A 16,861-nucleotide genomic window follows, 5' to 3' on the forward strand; every position below is an offset into this window, starting at 1 on the left:
ATCCATGATGAGTGACCGAACCGCCAACGATGCTCCGGAGGTGCTGTCCGGCATCCGGGTTCTCGACTGCTCCATCGCCATGGCGGGGCCCTTCGCGGCGCAACGCCTCGGCGACCTCGGTGCGGACGTGATCAAGGTCGAACCGACCACCGGAGAGTGGCAGCGCCATGCTGCCGCCGGCGGGGCGACAGGTAACCGCATCAATGTGTCGTTCCTGTCATTGAACCGGAACAAGCGGTCGATCGCGGTCGACCTCAAGTCCGATGAAGGCAGAGGGATCATCCATGACCTGGTGAAAACAGCGGACGTATTTCTCCAGAACTACCGCCCGGGGGTCGCCGCCCGACTCGGCGTCGACTACGAGACGATCAGGGCCCTCAATCCGGGAATCATCTATGTTTCGATCTCCGGCTACGGAGAGGACGGACCCTACCGCAACCGGCCCGGACAGGATCTGCTACTCCAGGCGATGAGCGGTGCGATGCTCTCCTCGGGTCGCCACGGCGAACCTCCGGCAGCAGCAGGCCAGTACCTGGTGGACGCCGTCACGGCGTCGACGGCGTTCGAAGGAGTTCTCGCCGCGTTGTTCCACCGCGAACGGACGGGTGAGGGGCAACTCGTGTCGGTCAACATGCTCGACGCAATCACAACCCTGCAGATGCAGGAGCTGTCGGTCTTCACCGTCGGAAATATCCCGCAGACCCGTGGGGAACAGGCTCATGCGCACGTCTACATCCGGGCGCCGTACGGAACCTTTTCCACCGCGGACGGCTTCATTGCGCTCGCCATGCCCGACCTGCATGTCCTTGGTGACGTCATCGGCGAGCCCTCGTTCCTGGGCATGGACTCGGAGACCGACAGCTGGACCGCTCGCGACGAGATCTTCGAGAAGACCGCTGGCCGGCTCGTCACCCGCACCAGCGCCGAGTGGCTCGAACTCCTGGGAGCCGCGGGCATCTGGGCAGGTCCCGTCTACGACTACCAGGACCTCCTCGGCGACGAGCAGATCGCCCACAACGGCACTTTCGTCGAGTACGAGCACCCCACGGAGGGACTCGTGAAGACGCCGGGCTTCCCCTACCGCCTTTCTGCCACTCCTCCACGCATCCACAGGGGGGCACCGCTGACGGGTGAGCACACGCTGGAGATCCTCACCGAACTCGGTATCGGGGGCGATCGGGCTGCAGCGCTGGTGGAATCCGGAGTCGTCGTCGATGATGCGCCCGTCACCGCGGGACGCTCCCGGACTATCGCGCCGGACGGGGGATCCGTATGACCTCCTACCGGGGCATCACGTGGGACCACCCTCGCGGTAGGAACGCGCTCGTGGCTGCCGCCGAGGACGAACGGAGGCGCGGAACCGACTTTCAGCTCACCTGGTTCGCGCACTCCCTGGAGCACTTCGAGTCACATCCGATCGACGACCTCGCCCAGGACTACGACCTCATCGTCCTCGACCACCCCCATCTGGGTGAAGCCCTGCAGCACGACGCGCTGATGCCCATGGAAGAGGTCGTAGGGGCTGAACGCATCGAGCGCTGGTCTCGACAATCCGTGGGGCCCTCGTTCGATTCGTACTCCGTCGGCGGCATCCAGTGGGCCCTACCCCTCGATGCGGCCACCCAGGTTTCCGCGTACAAACCCGCGCTCGTACCCGACCCGCCAGCACTCTGGGACGACGTCGAGATCCTCTCGACAAACGTGCCCGTGGCCCTTTCACTCGCCGGCCCGCATGCCTTCCTCACCTTCGCCTCGATCTGCGCGGCCTACGATGCCCCGGTGGGCGGCGCGGATGGAGGCTCCGCGAGTGCCGCCGATGCCTTCGTGCCGGAAGAAATCGGCGTCCGCGCCCTCTCGCGGATGCGGGTCATCGGCTCCCGCGCGCCAGCCGACGCAGCCGGGCAGAACCCCATCTCCCTGCTGCAGCGTATGGCAGACACCGACGACATCGCCTACTGCCCGCTCGTCTACGGCTACGTGAACTACTCCTCGCCGACCCTCCGCTTCGGGGACGCACCATCCGCGGTTCCGGGAGGACGGCACGGATCCACGATCGGAGGGACCGGCCTCGCCGTCAGCACCCGTGCGCTGGTCACTTCCGCCCTCGTCCACCACATCGACTGGCTGATGTCGCCGGACGTCCAGGGCCGATTCATTCCGCGACACGATGGCCAGCCGTCCAGCCGGCACGCGTGGATCGACGACGAGGTCAACCACGCCTCCGCTGGTTTCTACCGCTCCACGCTTGCCACGATCGAGGACTCCTCGGTACGCCCTCGGTTCCCCGGCTATATCGAATTCCAGTCAGCCGCCTCGGCGATCGTGCGAGACGTGGTGAGAGGGCAGGAAACCGCGAAGTCGGGCTTCGGCCGGCTCCGCAGAGCGTTCGCCGCCGCACTCCCCGTCCCGACAGAAAGGGTCTCTTGATGCTGCCCCCGCTCGAGCTCGAAACCGAGGAGATCCTGGTCGATCTCTCAGGGCAGGTCGCCACCATCACCCTCAACCGCCCCGGGAAGCTCAACTCGGTGACGCAGGGCATGTCGGATGCCCTCGTCCTGGCCGCGGAATGGGCAAATAACAGCGACGACGTCCGCGCCATCGTCCTCACAGGGGCTGGTGAACGCTCCTTCTGCACGGGATCGGACATCCGGCAGCTCGACAAGTACGCCACCCCCTGGGATTTCCGTAATCGAGCGGACTACTGCGATGCGCTCCACCTCCTACGGAAGCCCGTGATCGCGGCCATCAACGGCTACGCGTTCGGGGGTGGTCTGGAGACGGCGATGGCCTGCGATATCCGGATCGCCTCGGCCACCGCGTCGTTCGCGGCCCCCGAGATCAAGCTTGGCTGGATCGGGGGCGGAGGAATGAGCGCTCTTCTCGCTCATTCGATCGGTGCCACCAATGCGGCCATGATGCTGATGACCGGCGACCCGGTCAACGCCCATCGCGCTCTCTCATGGGGACTCGTGTCGGAGGTCGTGGCACCTGATGCGCTGCTCGCCCGCGCCGCGGAACTCGCCGCGACCATCGCCTCACGCCCTCCGATCGCCGCAGAGACGGCGAAGGCGAACCTTCACGCGGCGTTCAACCTCCCGCAGGACCAGGCGATCGCCTACGAGCGGGACCTCCAGACGGTGGCCTTCGCCACTAACGACGCAGCAGAGGGTCGGGCTGCCTTCGCCGAGAAACGCCAGGGAACCTTCCGGCGCCGGTGATACGCACACCGGCGGGTTGCACTGCCCCGTCCCGAGCACTGATCCAGGAGAATCGATGAGCACCAAGGACACGATCAACAGCACTGTGACGCCGGACGGCGTCGTGGCGGGCGAGCGCAACGATGATGCCGCCCCGGCACTTCCGGCTGACCGCTTTGCGGGGACACTGATCGGACGCGTCTGGGATCCTGCCGCCGGCGGTCCGTCCCCTGTGATCATCGGAGAGGACGGCGTCTTCGATCTCAGCGCCACCTTCCCGACGATGAGCGAACTGTGCGAGGTTCCGGAGCCTGCGAGCGCCGCCCGGGCCGCCGCGGGTAACCACCTGGGCTCCTTCAGCGCCATCTACGCCAACACGATGCCTCCGATCCGGAACGCCTCGGCGCCCCGGTTCCTCGCCCCCGTCGACCTCCAGACACTCCGCGCGGCAGGTGTCACCTTCGCCGTGTCGATGATCGAACGCGTGATCGAGGAGCGTGTCCGCGGGGACATCAAGGCGGCGGCGAGGATGCGTGACAGCATCCTGGCCGAGATCGGGACCGACCTGCACGAAGTGCGGCCTGGGTCCGACGGCGCGATCGCACTCAAGAACTACCTCCTCGCCGAGGGGCTCTGGAGCCAATACCTCGAAGTCGGCATCGGCCCCGATGCGGAGATCTTCACGAAAGGTCCGACCCTGTCGGCCGTCGGCACAGCAGCGCAGGTCGGAGTACTGTCCACGTCGCTCTGGAACAACCCCGAACCCGAGGTTGCACTGATCGTCGACTCGACCGGGCGCATCGTGGGCACCACCCTCGGCAATGACGTCAATCTGCGCGACATCGAGGGAAGGTCGGCGCTCCTGCTGCCCAAGGCGAAGGACAACAACGCGTCCTGCGCACTGGGTCCCTTCATCCGGTTGTTCGATGGCACCTTCGATCTGGAGGCGGTCCGGATCATGCAGGTGAGCCTGGAGATCGACGGCCCGGACGGCTTCACCCTCGAAGCGACCTCCGACATGGCGCAGATCAGCCGCGACCCGCTCGAACTCGTCTCTCAGCTCATGGGGCCGCAGCACCAGTACCCCGACGGCGCAGTGCTCATGCTCGGGACGATGTTCGCCCCGATCGTCGACCGCGGTGCGGAAGGCCAGGGCTTCACGCACAAGCGGGGCGACGTCGTTAGGATCTCCTCTCGGGAACTGGGTACTCTTGTCAATTACGTCGAGGAGAGCGAGAGGTGCGACCGGTGGGAGTTCGGCATCGGTTCTCTGATGCGGAATCTTGCGAGCCGGAGCCTGCTGTGACCGACGCGGGCCCCCCGGCACCGGCGCCACCTGTCCGGTCCGGTCTCGGGCCGGACCACCCTGACGGGACGGGCGCCGGACCTGCCGGCCCTCGACAGACCCGGCGTTCAACGAACACGGTGACCCTCACCGATGTCGCGCTGCACGCCGGTGTATCGCCGCAGACGGTCTCACGGTCCATCCGTTCGCCCGAGCTGGTCTCCAGGTTCACCCTCGAACGCGTCCGGCGATCCATCGAGGCGACGGGGTACGTACCGAATCTGGCGGCGAGCAACCTCGCCTCCAACCGCAGCATGACCGTAGCCGCGATCATCCCGGCCATTTCGGCATCGGTGTTCGCCGACGCGCTTCATGGGCTCGATGAGATCCTCGCCCCCGCCGGTTACCAGCTGTTCATCGGTTCCACCGACTACCGGCCCGCGCACGAGGAGGAACTCGTGCGCGCGTTCCTCGGCCGCCGGCCGGATGGCATCTTCATCGTGGGGACTCACCACTCACCGCTGACCGACCATCTCCTTCGTGAAGCCCAGGTACCGGTCGTCGAGGCGTGGGACCTCACGGAGGACCCCATCGACAGCGTCGTCGGATTCTCGAACGGCGACGCCCTCAGGGCGGTCGTGGAGTTCGCCGCCGGGCGGGGGTACGCGCACCCCACCTTCGCCGGGTCCTTCCAGAGCGGCGACTTCCGCGCCGTGGCCCGGCGGGCCAGCTTCGAGGCCGCGGTACGCGAGTTGTACCCGGGCGAGCAGGTGCGTGTCGTAGACTCGGGCACCGCAACCGTGGATTTCGACACGGGGCGCCAACTGCTCGACGCAACCCTGACTGCCTATCCGGAGACTGACGTCCTGATGTTCGCGAGCGACGTGTTCGCCGCGGGTGCCCTGCTCGAATGCGCTCGGCGCGGGATGTCCATCCCCCGTGACATCGCGATCACCGGCTTCGGCGATTTCGAGATCGCCCGGCATCTCGTACCGACCCTCACGACTGTCGCGGTCCCGAACCGGGAGATCGGCACCACCGCCGGGCGACTGCTGCTCGCCCGGATGACGGATCAGCCCGTACTCACCCCGAAGGTCGATCTCGGATTCTCCGTGATACCCCGCGAAAGCGCTTGACCCGGAGCCGATCGGCTCTGACCACCCGGCAAAGGATGCGCCATATTGACGACAACCGACCCGCGCACCGGTGTCAGCGCTATGACCACCAAGCACATCCACAGGTTCTCCTCAACGATCGAATCCGCGCGTCATTCGGTGCGATCTCGGAGCGTCTCGTCAAGGGCGGGGCTGCCAGGGTAGCGACCGGCCTCGACCTCCCGGTGCCGGCTACGGATACCGGCGGTCGACCGTCCGGAGGATTCATGGTCACGCCCACGGTCCTTGAAACCTCCGGCGCGCTGCTGACGGAGGAGCTGGCCGAAGAGTGCTTCGGCCAGCTGATCGTCGCAGCGCGGTACTCCGCGCTCGAGGAGGTCCGGCAGGCGTCACGGCAGTGCGGCGCTTCCTTCGGCCTGTGGCCTGGCGGAACGCTCCGCAGGCCGCCCTCCCCGGAAGAACTGCGCGACGGTTACGAGGCCGTTCCCCGCCGGATCGACGGGCTGCTCGTGCTGCCCGGTCCGGACCGGGGGGAGTGACCGGTAGTGCCTCGCCGAGGGCGGGTCAGCGCACCCCGGCCCGACGGCGGCGGTCGTTGCCCGAGCGCAGGTCACGGTTCAGACGGCGGTCGCCGTGGTAGAGGATCGATGACCAGTCCGCCTCGGCCGCAGTCTTCGGGACGACCTTCGACTCCTCGACCTTCTTCGTCCGCGGCGCCACGTACAGCCAGTTCAGGACGCCGAGCCACATGTCCACCAGGGAATTCTTGATCCCGATGTAGGCGCGGATGGCGCCGGCGGCCAGGACGGCGTTCAGACCGGCGAAAACGGCGTTGCCCCAGTTCTGGTTCAGGACGTCGCGGGCGAGGGTGAGCAGTGAGAACGCGACGATCAGGTACGGGATCACCACGTAGAGGCCCGGCGCCGCGGTGCGGTCCTTCACCTTCGGTGTCCGGACGAACGGGATCTTCTCACCCGTGAACGCCTGCTGAATGGACTTCAGCACGCCGGCGAGGTTGACCGGCAGCAGCACCAGGTTGAAGCCGTAGATCCGAAAGATGTCCGAGAAGCGGTGCCCGCAGTCGCGGAGGTCACTGCCCATCGCAAGGAAGTACGGCGCGGCCGCGAGGAACACGACGGGGCTGAGGAGCCTGCTGTCGTAGGGGTACGCGAGGAGGAACAGCAGCCCGAAGCTCGCCCACGCGATGGACGCCATGTAGTTGACGCGCAGCAGCACCTCGCGGGCCAGCACCTGCTCGCGGAGGTGGCGCCGCCGGCGGAGCTGGTTCCACAGCTTCGGCAGGATCAGCAGGCCGCCGTTCGCCCAGCGCCGGCGCTGGACCACGAGGGACCCGAAGTCGGGCGGTGTGGCGCTGTAGCTGAGGCGCTCGGGGTAGTTCATGAGCGTCCACCCGTGGGTGCCGAGGTCCACGCTGGACTCGGTGTCCTCGATGACGGTGCGGTCCTGGATGTAGGTCTTGATCTCGAAGCCGCCCACGTTCTCGACCTCGACGATGTCCTCCACCGCCCGCTTCCGGATGACGGCGTTGGCACCCACCCAGAAAGTCGCCCCGTAGTAGGACATGCCCTGATGCAGGATGTGTTGGATGTCCGTCGTCGCGCCCGCCACCCGCTCGATGCGCGTCGGTGCGCCGCGGAAGGACGAGTACGGAGTCTGCGTGACGGCGATCCGCTCGTTGCCGGGTGATTCGAGCAGGTGCACGAGGCGCAGGCAGTAGTCGCGCAGCAGCAGCGAGTCGGCGTCCAGCGTGAGCAGGTACGTGGAGTCGGGGACGTCGAGGATGTCGTCGTCCTCACCGCCCTCCCCGTCCGCGAGGGGCCGCAGCACCGTGCCTGTGGCCACCTGCTCCTTCCGCCATCGCTGGCCCATCAGCGAGATGTACGCGTTGAGGTTCATGGCCTTGTTCGCCTCGTGTGAGAGGGAGGCGTAGGCCTTCCGCTCGAACGTCTCGAGCCGCGTGTTGAAGATCCGTACGAGCCGTACATACAGCTCGCGGATGCGGTCCGGCTCGGGGCACTGCTCCTGCACCAGTGCGGCGTCGAGCGCGTAGATGGTCAGGCGGAGCTCGCGGGCGAGGCCCATGAGGACGAGGTCCACGAAGAACTCGTCCACGTGGTCGTCCACGGTCTCTGCGTCGGCCATGTCCTCGAGCCAGACGGCGGCGGCCTCGTACGCGGCGATGAGTGGGGGCAGGTCATCGCACGACGGAGGGGTGTCGATATCGCGCGCGGCGAGGTGCGCCTCGAACGCGGCGAGCGCAGCAGTCGCCCGGGTGGAGGGTTCGAGGAGGGCGGACTCGATCTCGAAGGACAGGGCCCGCGTGGCGTCCAGGCGCTCGCGGACGACGGGGTCCTTGGGGTGGGGCGGGTCGTCGAGGAGGAGCACCACCCGGATGTTGGGGAACTCCTGCAGGGCTGCGGACCAGAGCGTGGCGCGGACGACGGCGGGCTCCTCCGCGTAGGACGGCACCAGGACGGTGATGCCCTCCTCGTGGTGCGCGAAGTGCCGGTCCAGCTCGCCGCGCGGTACGCGCCGGTGGTCACGGAACCGGTACAGCGCACCCTGGCGCGCCAGCAGGTACATGAGCGCCGAGAACGTCAGGAACGTGACGACGATCAGGTACGACGTCGCCTCGATCTGGAACCGGAAGCCGGCGTTCGGATTGTTGGCGAACTGCCGAAGGATCGTCGTGACGATGTAGGTGAGCCACGCCAGCACTGTGACCACGATGCCGACCCGGCCGAGCGCGATCTTCCGCGACGACGGCGTCGGGTGCACGATGGACAGCGGCTCCGAGCGCCGCTCGGCCCCCCACTGCCGACGCCTAGCCGGTGCGGCACCGGGAGCAGCGGCGGCCACCTGCTCGAGGACGGCGGCAGCGGCGACGCCCGAGGACGGCACGGCGGTCGCGCCCACGGTCCCGGCCGCCTCGGAACCGGCTCGCGATCGCGGTTTGGGTGCGGACTCGGTGGCATCGCTGGATCTGGACATGGCTACCTCGGCAGTAGGCGGACGGGTGGACGCACGACGTCGCCCCCGCGATACGCAGCGTCACTCTCCACCATCGGCCCGCGCGCCGTCGGCGTTAGGCAAAAGAATGACGGCGACGTGATTTTCCTTTACGCTTCAAGCGTCTCGCGCACCCTGGGTGCGCTCTTCCGCCTTTCTCGAGGCTGTCATCTGGGGTCCATGTGTCTGCTCGCTTTCCCGGCCGGAAACTCTCCGTCCTGCGCCTCTCCCTCCTGTCCGTCGTCGTCGGCGGTCTCGCTGTCGGCGGCCTGACCGGCTTCGACCGCTGGGAGGACGCGCGGGCCGCCGAGAGCACGGGTGCGTTCTTCGCGGGGTACGTGGACGTCACCGCAACGCCGTCGTACGAGTTCGAGGACCCGGCGGTGGAAACCGGCGGGAGCGTGGTGCTGTCCTTCATCGTCGCGTCGAAGACCGAGCCGTGCACCCCGTCCTGGGGAACCTTCTACGGGCTGGATGAGGCCGAGGCCGGGCTGGACCTGGACCGTCGCGTCGCCCGGCTGGTGCAGGACGGCGGGGAGGTCATCGTGTCGTTCGGCGGCCTCCTCAATGATGAGCTCGCCACCGCCTGCACGGATCCCGACGACTTGAAGGACGCATATGCGGACGTCGTCGACCGGTACAAGCTCTCCACCGTGGACCTCGACATCGAGGGCGAGAACCTGAAGGACACCGAAGCCGGGCAGCGTCGCGCGGAGGCCCTCGCCGCCTTGCAGTCCGAGCGGGCCGGTACGGAGACCCCGCTCAACGTCTGGTTGACCCTGCCGGTCGCACCGAGCGGGCTGACCGCTGACGGAACCGCCGCCGTCGCACAGTTTCTCGAGGCCGGCGTCGATCTCGCCGGGGTGAACGTCATGACCATGGACTACGGCGGCAGCCGGCCCGAGGGCACCAGCATGCTGACCGCGTCGCAGAACGCCGCCGACGCCACGCACCGCCAACTACAGGTGCTGTACGAGCGGGCGGGCATCGGGATCGGCCCGCAGGCCGCGTGGCGGAAGGTCGGTCTGACGCCGATGATCGGGCAGAACGACGTCAAGGGCGAGGTCTTCACGCTCGACGACGCCAAGGCGTTCAATGCCTTCGCCGCTGAGCGCGGAGTGGGCCGCATGTCCATGTGGTCGCTGAACCGCGACGGCACGTGCAGCGAGAACTACGCGGACAGGACCGTCGTCTCGGACGCGTGCAGCGGCATCGACCAGGAGGGCCTGCAGTTCGCGCCCCTGCTGGGGGACGGTTTCGAGGGCCGGGCAGCGACGCTCGCGGAGGAGCCCGTGGTCGAGGAGGCGCCGGAAGCACTGGTCGAGGACGATCCCGAGACGAGCCCCTACCCGGTCTGGTCCGACGTCGGGACGTACCGCGAGGACGACCGCGTGGTGTGGCACGGCAACGTGTACACCGCGAAGTACTGGACGCAGGGCGACCTGCCGGACGATCCCGTGCTGCAGGCGGAGGAGACCCCGTGGACCCTGCTGGGCCCGGTGTTGCCGAACGAGCGGCCGGTCCCCGCGGTCACAGCGCCGGCGGGGCTCTATCCCGAGTGGGACGCGAAGGCCGTGTACGAGCGCGGCGACCGGATTCTGGTGGAGGGCCGCGTGTACGAGGCGAAGTGGTGGAGCCAGAGCGACAGCCCGGAGGCGGCCGAGCAGGGCTCGGATGCGTCGCCGTGGCAGAAGCTCGATGACGCCGCGGTGCTGAAGGTCATCGAGGAGAAGCCGGGCTCCTGATCGGGCGGCGCCCTGGCTCCGGATCAGAGATCATCCTGGTTGTCGTGCCTCGGTCTCGTTCTGAACTGATTGTTCTAGGCTGGACGAGACCAGTGAGGGGGCGTTCTGTATGGCATGCAACGGCTGCGCGACATCCGCGAGGCTCGACTTCGAGTTCAGCATGGCCTTCCAGCCGATCTACGACGCCATTGACGACCGCGTCTGGGGCTATGAGGCGCTCGTCCGAGGGATGTCGGGGGAGAGCGCCTTCGATGTCCTCTCGCGGATCTCGCCGGAGCAGAAGTATCGCTTCGACCAGGACTGCCGTGTGAAGGCGATCGAGCTCGCAGCGCGGCTGTTCCCGGTGGGCGACGATCTGAAGCTGTCGATCAACTTCATGCCCAATGCGGTCTACGAACCGGCTGCCTGCCTGCGGGCGACCCTGCTCGCAGCCGCCCGGTGCAGTTTCCCGACGTCGTCGATCATGTTCGAGTTCACGGAGAACGAGGAGGTGGCGGACACCGCTCACCTGACGAACATCATCACCGAGTATCGCAAGCACGGTTTCACCACCGCCATCGACGACTTCGGTGCCGGTCATGCGGGATTGGGGCTCCTGGTCGAGTTCCAGCCCGATCTGATCAAGATCGACATGAAGCTCGTCAGGGGGGTCGACTGCAGCCCGGCCCGCCGGGCCGTCATCGCCGGCATCGTGGGCATCGCCGAGGACCTCGGCATCACGGTGCTCGCAGAAGGCATCGAGACCGAGGCGGAGTTCCTGTTCCTGAAGGCACAGGGCATCCGCCTGTTCCAGGGATACTGGTTCGCCAGGCCGGCATTCGAGGAACTTCCCGGGATCCAGCTCGGGCTCATCCCTGAGATCGGCGCTGTCGCCTAGTGAGAGGACGGGCCTCCGCCCATCCAGTGAGTGAGAGCAGATGGGTCGCGACATCGGACGGGTCGAGTTCGTCGGTATCGATGCGGTGCACGGACGCAGGAGCTTGCTCATCGAGCCTGTCCGCCATAGCGGCACTGTGATGGAGCAGGGCAGGTTCTAGTGCCCGGTGGTTCCGACGCTCCAGCCGCGGACGGGCCTGCTCGTCGCTGCTGCGCAGCAGAACCGCTGTGACTAGTGGGTCATCGCCCATCGCTGCCACCAGGCTCGAGAGTTCAAGGACGGCCGCAGTGTTGGTGTAGACGAGTCGGCGGTAGCCCAGCGATCGATAGCGGGCCCACATGGTGGCAAGATTCTGCTCGGTGAGATTGGCATCGGGGAATGCGAGATGTGGAGCGGGATAGGCGAGGTCGAGATAGTCGCCCTCAATGACGGCGTGCTGAATGTCATGATCGATGAGTTGCTCGTGAAGGGTCAGGGCAGCGGTGGACTTGCCGACACCGGAACGACCGCTGATGAAAAGGACGTGGGAGCGCATCTGCCCAACTGTTCTATCTTCGGCCCAGCGGATGCAAGGGCCGTCCGGAAAGGGGATACGGCGACGCGCCGAGGTCATGAACCCTGGACTACTGGCGTCGTGGCATCTGAGCCTCGTGCCCTGCCATCATGCTTGCTCCAGCCCCTGCTACGTGTTTAGGTGAAGCCCTGGAGGCGCCGACTGCAATCCTTGGGGGACAAGTGACCGTAACAGAACCATCGAGCATGTATCGGCGAACACTGCGGGCAGGAATCATCGTCGGGGTGGTCGGCCTCCTCGCGATGCTCTTCACGAACCTGTTCATGCAGAACTTCGGCGCAACCACCTTCAATGGTGAGAACGCGTTCTTCGTCGTTCTGACCCAGATCTACCTGCTGGCACCCTTGGCTTGCCTGCCCTTTTCCGCGGCTCTCATTTCTGCGGCTTTGGTCATGCGCCACATCGACGCCACGAAGTTCGGCGCCATTCCGTCCACGAAATCGCCCGAGGTCCGGTAGGGCTTCCGCAACATGTAGCGGAAGTAGACGGCGTAGGACACCTGGTATTCCGACAGTGATTCGTCGGAAAGTAGGTAATTGTCAGGTTCTCTCCGGCGCTGCTCCGGGCCGTCGCTACCCATGTCCTCCGCGTGGTCAGTACGTTCAAGGGCCCGGGCTCATGGCGCTGAGTCCACGACGGAGGTTTGGACGGAGGTCCAGGACTCCACGGTGCCGGCAGGTGCCCCCGGATAGCCCTTGAGGATGACGATTTGCTCGCCGATGACCAGGCCTGATGTCGGGTCGATGATGATGTCCTGGCGGGACCCGCCCTCAGGGGCTGCTTTGCCGATCGCGATGCCTGCGCGGCCATCGATGGTCGCCTGCCTGTCCATGACCTCGACCCCGGGGATGAGTGCCGCGGCCCTGTAGAAGGCCGCCCGTAGGTCGGCGGGAATGATGCCGGTGCGCAGGGACTCCGCGATGGTTTCGAAGGCCTCAAGGTCCGGATTCTTTCCGGCTCCCTTCGTGTGCTCGTAGATCCTGTCCAGCAGTGCCTGCGGGTCGCGGGGTAGATCACCGGTCTCCGTCAGGGGCGTCCCGATGATCGTGTACTGCTCCCCGCTCCCGAACGCTCCACCAGGTGCGCGGAAGACTCCGGTGAGTGCCGCGTATGTCGCAGGGTCCACGGTCGGCTGCAGCCGGGCTGCTTCCTTCACAACCTCGGGAGCCGATTCGGTGGGTACGGGTGCCTGCCTGTTCCAGATCCACTCGCCATCGGTGTCCGCGGGGATGTAGAGCTTGTCGGTTGTCGTGTTGTACCAGGACACCTGCTGGCCGTCCGCGACGCTACTGGCCCCGGTGAGGGCTTCGGTCTCGACCTCGAGGTACTGACCGGGGAGGACGACGGGGTCCGACGTCCGGATTGTTGCGGCTGCTGCGTCCTCGAGTACTGCTGCGGCAGCGCTCAGGGGCTGCCGCTCAGGTAGAGCGACATCAGAGGCGACCAGCACTCCTGTGAGGAAGACCGCGGCGGCCGCTGCCAGGGCGAAGCCGCGACGAACCCTCAACGTGCTGACCCTCCGACGGGCAACATGAGGGGCGGCGTGCGCGGCAGCTTGTTCCTGGTGCGGCTGTAGGGCCTCCTCGCTATGGGCCGCGCGCATCAGGCGCTCACGTCCTCGAGCGAGCGTGGCGGCGGGGATGAGGCCAACGTCGTTACGCGTGGCGCGGAGCAACTGCAGATCGTCCATGACCGTCTTCCTGATCGCTGAGAGTGAGGTTCACGCGGAGCTTGCGCCGGGCGCGATTGATACGGGAACGGACCGTTCCCAGAGGCACAGCTGTAGCTGTGGCGATGTCCTCGTAGGACAGGCCCGCCCAGACCAGCAGCAGGATCGCGTCCCGATCGATCGGAGGAAGGTCCTGTAACGCCCGTCCGATCCGGGCCTGGTTGCCGGGGGCATCAAGCCGTTCGTCGACGGCACGCAGCAGATCGGGCTCCTCAACACGTCCGCCTAGCTTTACGAGGGCCCGTAGCACGCGTGCCTCGGCCCGATGGTGTCTGCGCAGCAGGTTCGTGGCAATTCCGAACAACCACGGCCGTACCGCACCCGCAGGTCCGACGAATTCGAAACGTCCTTCGAAGGCGATCAGGAATGTCTCCGACATGACGTCTTCCGCCACGAAATCACCGGCTCGACGGGCGGCGTACCGGTAGATGTCCGGGCCGTGCCGGTCGTAGAGTTCCCCAAAAGCCGCCGGGCCGTAGCGCGACCGCTCAACTATCTCTGCGTCTGTGTTCACACTCAGTAATGCCCGATCACTTCGAGAAGTTCACGGTTCTCCCCTTCTTTTTCGGAAGATCCTGGCACCAGACTGACCCCGCACCCGGCCCGAGAGCGTTACGGCGCGCCCGAAGGTGACATCGAACCCCACGAGCAACCACCAACTGCGGCCGTTCGCGGACGCCTGTCCGGCCGCAGTGGGCAGGGCGCCAGGTTTGGTCTGCCGGTGAGATGAGGGCCGTATGTGGCCGGCTTCGCCAGACGCAGTATCGGATTCGTCGTGGGGGAGTCCTGCTTGCATTGACGATCACGCTTCCGGAGGACCGGCTTTCGCTCGAGGCATCCAGCGCCGGCCTCTCGGCCCTGTGGGGCCTGGGCTTGACGTGGCTGACCAGAACCCGCAATCAGTGGCACGCTTTCCTGGTCTCCCTCACTTAGGCTCGCTTCATGGGCGATAACCGGACCTCGATCGACTGGGATGACGCACGCACAAGCAATAGGGAGAACTGGGAAGACAGGGTACCTCTGCACGAGAAGGCCTACGAGATCAGCGATTTCGACAACCCCGACCATCTCAGTTCGGTCGTCCGAACAGACCTGACGGCTCTGGCGCCCTTCCTCCCGAAGGGCACAGTCACGGGACTGGATGTCTGCCACCTTCAGTGTCACATCGGGACCGACACGCTGTCCCTGGCTCGGGCAGGAGCCCGCGTCACCGGCGTCGACTTCTCCCGCGGCGCCCTCGCCTCCGCAGCCGGCCTGGCGCAGCGGCTGGGTCTGGATGCGACGTGGGTCGAGACCGATGTGCTGGATGCCCGCGCCGCTGTCCCGGGCGACTTCGACCTCGTGTACACCAGCATCGGGACCATCACCTGGCTACCGGACCTGAACCGCTGGGCGGCACAGGTAGCCGGACTCCTCCGAGCCGGCGGCACCTTCTACATCCGGGACGGGCATCCTCTCCTCGAAGCACTCGACGAGAACGCCGACGGTTTGCATCTTCGGTACCCGTACTTCAGCACCGGTCAGGCTCAGGTATGGGATGAGGAATCCACCTACGCAGGAGACGGAACGGTTGCCCATACCCGGACCTACCAGTGGCCGCATCCGTTGTCCGAGATCCTGAACTCCCTCATCGGAGCAGGCCTGCAGGTCCTTCGCGTCGACGAAGGCACGACGCTTCCGTGGCGGTTCTCACCCCGTATGGTCGAAGTACCCGACGGCTTCGCCTGGCCCGAGTCGGAGCGCGACCTCGTTCCGTGCACCTACACGATCATCGCCCGGAAACCACACGACCCTGCGACTGCCGGCCCGGGCGCGAACACCGGCACGTAGAACTCGGAATGTCCCGCTGGGCGATTCTTCAGCGCACGGTCGGGGTCGACGTCTGCACGATGATGGCCGTGGCGCTGGCGATGATCTGGGCGAGGATCAGCCAAGGGTGGACCGCGCCCAGGTAGAGGGTGAGGAGGAGCGGGGCCATCGCGAGCACTGTCGTGTCTGTTCCGCGCAGGAGCGAGGACATCTGGGTTCTGGGTACGGGGCCGAAAGGAGTCTCTACCGGCGGTGTAGTCCAGTCCGTAGCGGGACGTGTTGCCGCGCGGACAGCGCCGGCCCCCATCCCCAGGCCCGCGAGGGCGCCGAGGAGCGCGAGGCTCGGCGGGCCGGCCCCAAGCACCATCAGCACTCCGCTGAGGCCGCCCATCCACGCACCCATGGTCAACGCGGGCATGAGCATCCGGCTGCACCGCACCAGGACCGAGCTGACAGGTAGAAGCGCGTCGACTTCGGGAACGACTGCCGTCCGTCGCGCAACGGTCCCCGTTCGCGCTGTCGTAGCACAGCCTGCGATGAGGATCATGACCAGCTGGAGGAGCACGGGAAGGGCTGGGGTGACAAGGGCGACGCTGACGCATATCCCGAACCACACCAGGGCGACCGTGGGCGATGGCATTAGGCGAAGGTATGCCACGACGTCGGCGCGCATCATCGCAGTGTAGGCCCGCCGGGTAGGGCGGCCGTAGTAGCGCGAGCCGCGGCGGCTGACACGCACCGAGGGTGCGGCTACCAGTGAGCGATGCAGCTCGTTGATGTCGATGAAGAAGACGGACGCAGCCGCGTGGCCCGAGACAGCGCCGCCGCGCTGCAACTCGACGCCATGGACGTCACCGACGCGAGGGGCCACGTACGCACCGAGCACCACCGCGAGAGTGAAGACCAGGACGAGCGGCCATATTGCGGGAGCAAGGAACGGTAGGACTGCCAGGGGCATGAGCCCCAGGAGGATCCCTACCCGGTACGGCCTGTACGCCGGTCGCAGTTGCAGGACAGCCGCCCCGGCAATAGCCACGACGGCGGTTCCGCTGAAGGTCACCGCCGAGCTCGCATGCTCCACGGGTGACCGGTCGAGCGCGGTCAGGAGACTGAACGGCACATAGGAGATGCAGGCTGCAACACCGACGCCGACCAGCCGGCGGAGGAACGACGGGAGGACCATCGGCCGGCGATCGACCGGCAGCGGCAACCACCACGCTCCTTCCGCCTGACCCACGACGACAGGCCCGAGCCTGCGAGCCAACAGAACTATCCCGGCCAACGCCAGGTAGGTCAGAACCACCCACAGGACGTCGGAGGGTAGTACCTGCCAGCGCGCGGCCACGAGGCTCGCTCCGCCGACGTTCCTGTGTGTGATCTCGTCCCGAAGCGCCACAACGAGCGACGCCACCATCATGGCGAAGCAAACGCCCGCCAACGCGTTCGAGTACACATCGACGAAAAGATCGCGCACTGATGAGCGGGCTCGGTTGTACTGCC

The 16,861-nt window shown here is 66.6% G+C and carries 15 protein-coding genes; 10 read left to right on the plus strand and 5 right to left on the minus strand.

Going from position 1 to position 16,861, the window contains the following annotated elements; genetic code table 11:
• Nucleotides 1–7 precede the first annotated feature (7 nt).
• From AC4D2O_RS14630 to AC4D2O_RS14655, 6 genes are all read left to right on the plus strand, one after another.
• Entirely contained in the window at nucleotides 8–1,276 is a 1,269-nt protein-coding gene (locus AC4D2O_RS14630) for a CaiB/BaiF CoA transferase family protein (RefSeq protein WP_490908065.1), read from the plus strand.
• A complete protein-coding gene (locus tag AC4D2O_RS14635; protein ID WP_490908066.1) occupies nucleotides 1,273–2,427 on the plus strand; it encodes a hypothetical protein in 1,155 nt (384 codons plus the stop codon). The genes AC4D2O_RS14630 and AC4D2O_RS14635 overlap by 4 nt, the downstream gene beginning before the upstream one ends.
• A complete protein-coding gene (locus AC4D2O_RS14640; RefSeq protein ID WP_490908067.1) occupies nucleotides 2,427–3,218 on the plus strand; it encodes an enoyl-CoA hydratase/isomerase family protein in 792 nt (263 codons plus the stop codon). The genes AC4D2O_RS14635 and AC4D2O_RS14640 overlap by 1 nt, the downstream gene beginning before the upstream one ends.
• Nucleotides 3,219–3,273: 55 nt before the next feature.
• Nucleotides 3,274–4,503 (plus strand): fumarylacetoacetate hydrolase family protein, encoded by a 1,230-nt coding sequence (locus AC4D2O_RS14645; RefSeq protein WP_490908068.1) that lies wholly within the window; start codon nucleotides 3,274–3,276, stop codon nucleotides 4,501–4,503.
• A 119-nt stretch (nucleotides 4,504–4,622) separates the two neighbouring features.
• On the plus strand, nucleotides 4,623–5,618 hold the full coding sequence (locus AC4D2O_RS14650) for a LacI family DNA-binding transcriptional regulator (protein WP_490908069.1): 996 nt from the start codon (nucleotides 4,623–4,625) through the stop codon (nucleotides 5,616–5,618).
• Nucleotides 5,619–5,863: 245 nt separating this feature from the next.
• Entirely contained in the window at nucleotides 5,864–6,136 is a 273-nt protein-coding gene (locus tag AC4D2O_RS14655) for a hypothetical protein (protein WP_490908070.1), read from the plus strand.
• Nucleotides 6,137–6,161: 25 nt separating this feature from the next.
• Here AC4D2O_RS14655 and AC4D2O_RS14660 read toward each other — a convergent pair whose 3' ends face one another.
• Nucleotides 6,162–8,609 carry a glycosyltransferase family 2 protein gene (locus AC4D2O_RS14660; RefSeq protein ID WP_490908071.1) on the minus strand — a complete coding sequence of 816 codons (2,448 nt, stop codon included), beginning with the start codon at nucleotides 8,607–8,609 and terminating at the stop codon, nucleotides 6,162–6,164.
• Between the two features lie 200 nt (nucleotides 8,610–8,809).
• Here AC4D2O_RS14660 and AC4D2O_RS14665 point away from each other — a divergent pair, with 200 nt between their 5' ends.
• Nucleotides 8,810–10,372, plus strand: a complete 1,563-nt coding sequence (locus tag AC4D2O_RS14665) for a chitinase (protein ID WP_490908072.1) — start codon at nucleotides 8,810–8,812, stop codon at nucleotides 10,370–10,372.
• 109 nt (nucleotides 10,373–10,481) lie between these two features.
• Nucleotides 10,482–11,249 (plus strand): EAL domain-containing protein, encoded by a 768-nt coding sequence (locus AC4D2O_RS14670; protein WP_490908073.1) that lies wholly within the window; start codon nucleotides 10,482–10,484, stop codon nucleotides 11,247–11,249.
• Here AC4D2O_RS14670 and AC4D2O_RS14675 read toward each other — a convergent pair.
• Nucleotides 11,221–11,784, minus strand: a complete 564-nt coding sequence (locus AC4D2O_RS14675) for an adenylyl-sulfate kinase (RefSeq protein WP_490908074.1) — start codon at nucleotides 11,782–11,784, stop codon at nucleotides 11,221–11,223. The genes AC4D2O_RS14670 and AC4D2O_RS14675 overlap by 29 nt on opposite strands.
• Nucleotides 11,785–12,008: 224 nt before the next feature.
• On the opposite strand from AC4D2O_RS14675, the gene AC4D2O_RS14680 reads away from it, so the two are divergent.
• Nucleotides 12,009–12,281 carry a hypothetical protein gene (locus tag AC4D2O_RS14680; RefSeq protein ID WP_490908075.1) on the plus strand — a complete coding sequence of 91 codons (273 nt, stop codon included), beginning with the start codon at nucleotides 12,009–12,011 and terminating at the stop codon, nucleotides 12,279–12,281.
• 158 nt (nucleotides 12,282–12,439) lie between these two features.
• Here the strand turns inward: AC4D2O_RS14680 and AC4D2O_RS14685 are convergent, their stop codons facing one another.
• The gene (locus AC4D2O_RS14685) at nucleotides 12,440–13,513 is read right to left on the minus strand and encodes a CU044_5270 family protein (protein WP_490908076.1); all 1,074 of its coding nucleotides are present in this window, start codon (nucleotides 13,511–13,513) and stop codon (nucleotides 12,440–12,442) included.
• Nucleotides 13,479–14,066 (minus strand): RNA polymerase sigma factor, encoded by a 588-nt coding sequence (locus AC4D2O_RS14690; RefSeq protein ID WP_490908077.1) that lies wholly within the window; start codon nucleotides 14,064–14,066, stop codon nucleotides 13,479–13,481. The genes AC4D2O_RS14685 and AC4D2O_RS14690 overlap by 35 nt, the downstream gene beginning before the upstream one ends.
• 428 nt (nucleotides 14,067–14,494) lie before the next feature.
• Here AC4D2O_RS14690 and AC4D2O_RS14695 point away from each other — a divergent pair, with 428 nt between their 5' ends.
• Nucleotides 14,495–15,382 carry a class I SAM-dependent methyltransferase gene (locus tag AC4D2O_RS14695; protein ID WP_490908078.1) on the plus strand — a complete coding sequence of 296 codons (888 nt, stop codon included), beginning with the start codon at nucleotides 14,495–14,497 and terminating at the stop codon, nucleotides 15,380–15,382.
• Nucleotides 15,383–15,410: 28 nt separating this feature from the next.
• On the opposite strand, the gene AC4D2O_RS14700 is transcribed toward AC4D2O_RS14695, so the two are convergent.
• On the minus strand, nucleotides 15,411–16,835 hold the full coding sequence (locus AC4D2O_RS14700; RefSeq protein WP_490908079.1) for a DUF6297 family protein: 1,425 nt from the start codon (nucleotides 16,833–16,835) through the stop codon (nucleotides 15,411–15,413).
• Nucleotides 16,836–16,861: the final 26 nt, after the last annotated feature.

It is taken from the genome of Arthrobacter sp. TJ-238 (assembly GCF_058269215.1).

Excerpts from the sequence above, each read along its gene's own strand:
- AC4D2O_RS14630 (WP_490908065.1), top strand. The coding sequence starts at position 8 with ATGAGTGACCGAACCGCCAACGATGCTCCGGAGGTGCTGTCCGGCATC.
- AC4D2O_RS14635 (WP_490908066.1), top strand. The coding sequence starts at position 1,273 with ATGACCTCCTACCGGGGCATCACGTGGGACCACCCTCGCGGTAGGAAC.
- AC4D2O_RS14640 (WP_490908067.1), top strand. The coding sequence starts at position 2,427 with ATGCTGCCCCCGCTCGAGCTCGAAACCGAGGAGATCCTGGTCGATCTC.
- AC4D2O_RS14645 (WP_490908068.1), top strand. The coding sequence starts at position 3,274 with ATGAGCACCAAGGACACGATCAACAGCACTGTGACGCCGGACGGCGTC.
- AC4D2O_RS14655 (WP_490908070.1), top strand. The coding sequence starts at position 5,864 with ATGGTCACGCCCACGGTCCTTGAAACCTCCGGCGCGCTGCTGACGGAG.
- AC4D2O_RS14660 (WP_490908071.1), bottom strand. The coding sequence starts at position 8,609 with ATGTCCAGATCCAGCGATGCCACCGAGTCCGCACCCAAACCGCGATCG.
- AC4D2O_RS14670 (WP_490908073.1), top strand. The coding sequence starts at position 10,482 with ATGGCATGCAACGGCTGCGCGACATCCGCGAGGCTCGACTTCGAGTTC.
- AC4D2O_RS14675 (WP_490908074.1), bottom strand. The coding sequence starts at position 11,784 with ATGCGCTCCCACGTCCTTTTCATCAGCGGTCGTTCCGGTGTCGGCAAG.
- AC4D2O_RS14680 (WP_490908075.1), top strand. The coding sequence starts at position 12,009 with ATGTATCGGCGAACACTGCGGGCAGGAATCATCGTCGGGGTGGTCGGC.
- AC4D2O_RS14685 (WP_490908076.1), bottom strand. The coding sequence starts at position 13,513 with ATGGACGATCTGCAGTTGCTCCGCGCCACGCGTAACGACGTTGGCCTC.
- AC4D2O_RS14695 (WP_490908078.1), top strand. The coding sequence starts at position 14,495 with ATGGGCGATAACCGGACCTCGATCGACTGGGATGACGCACGCACAAGC.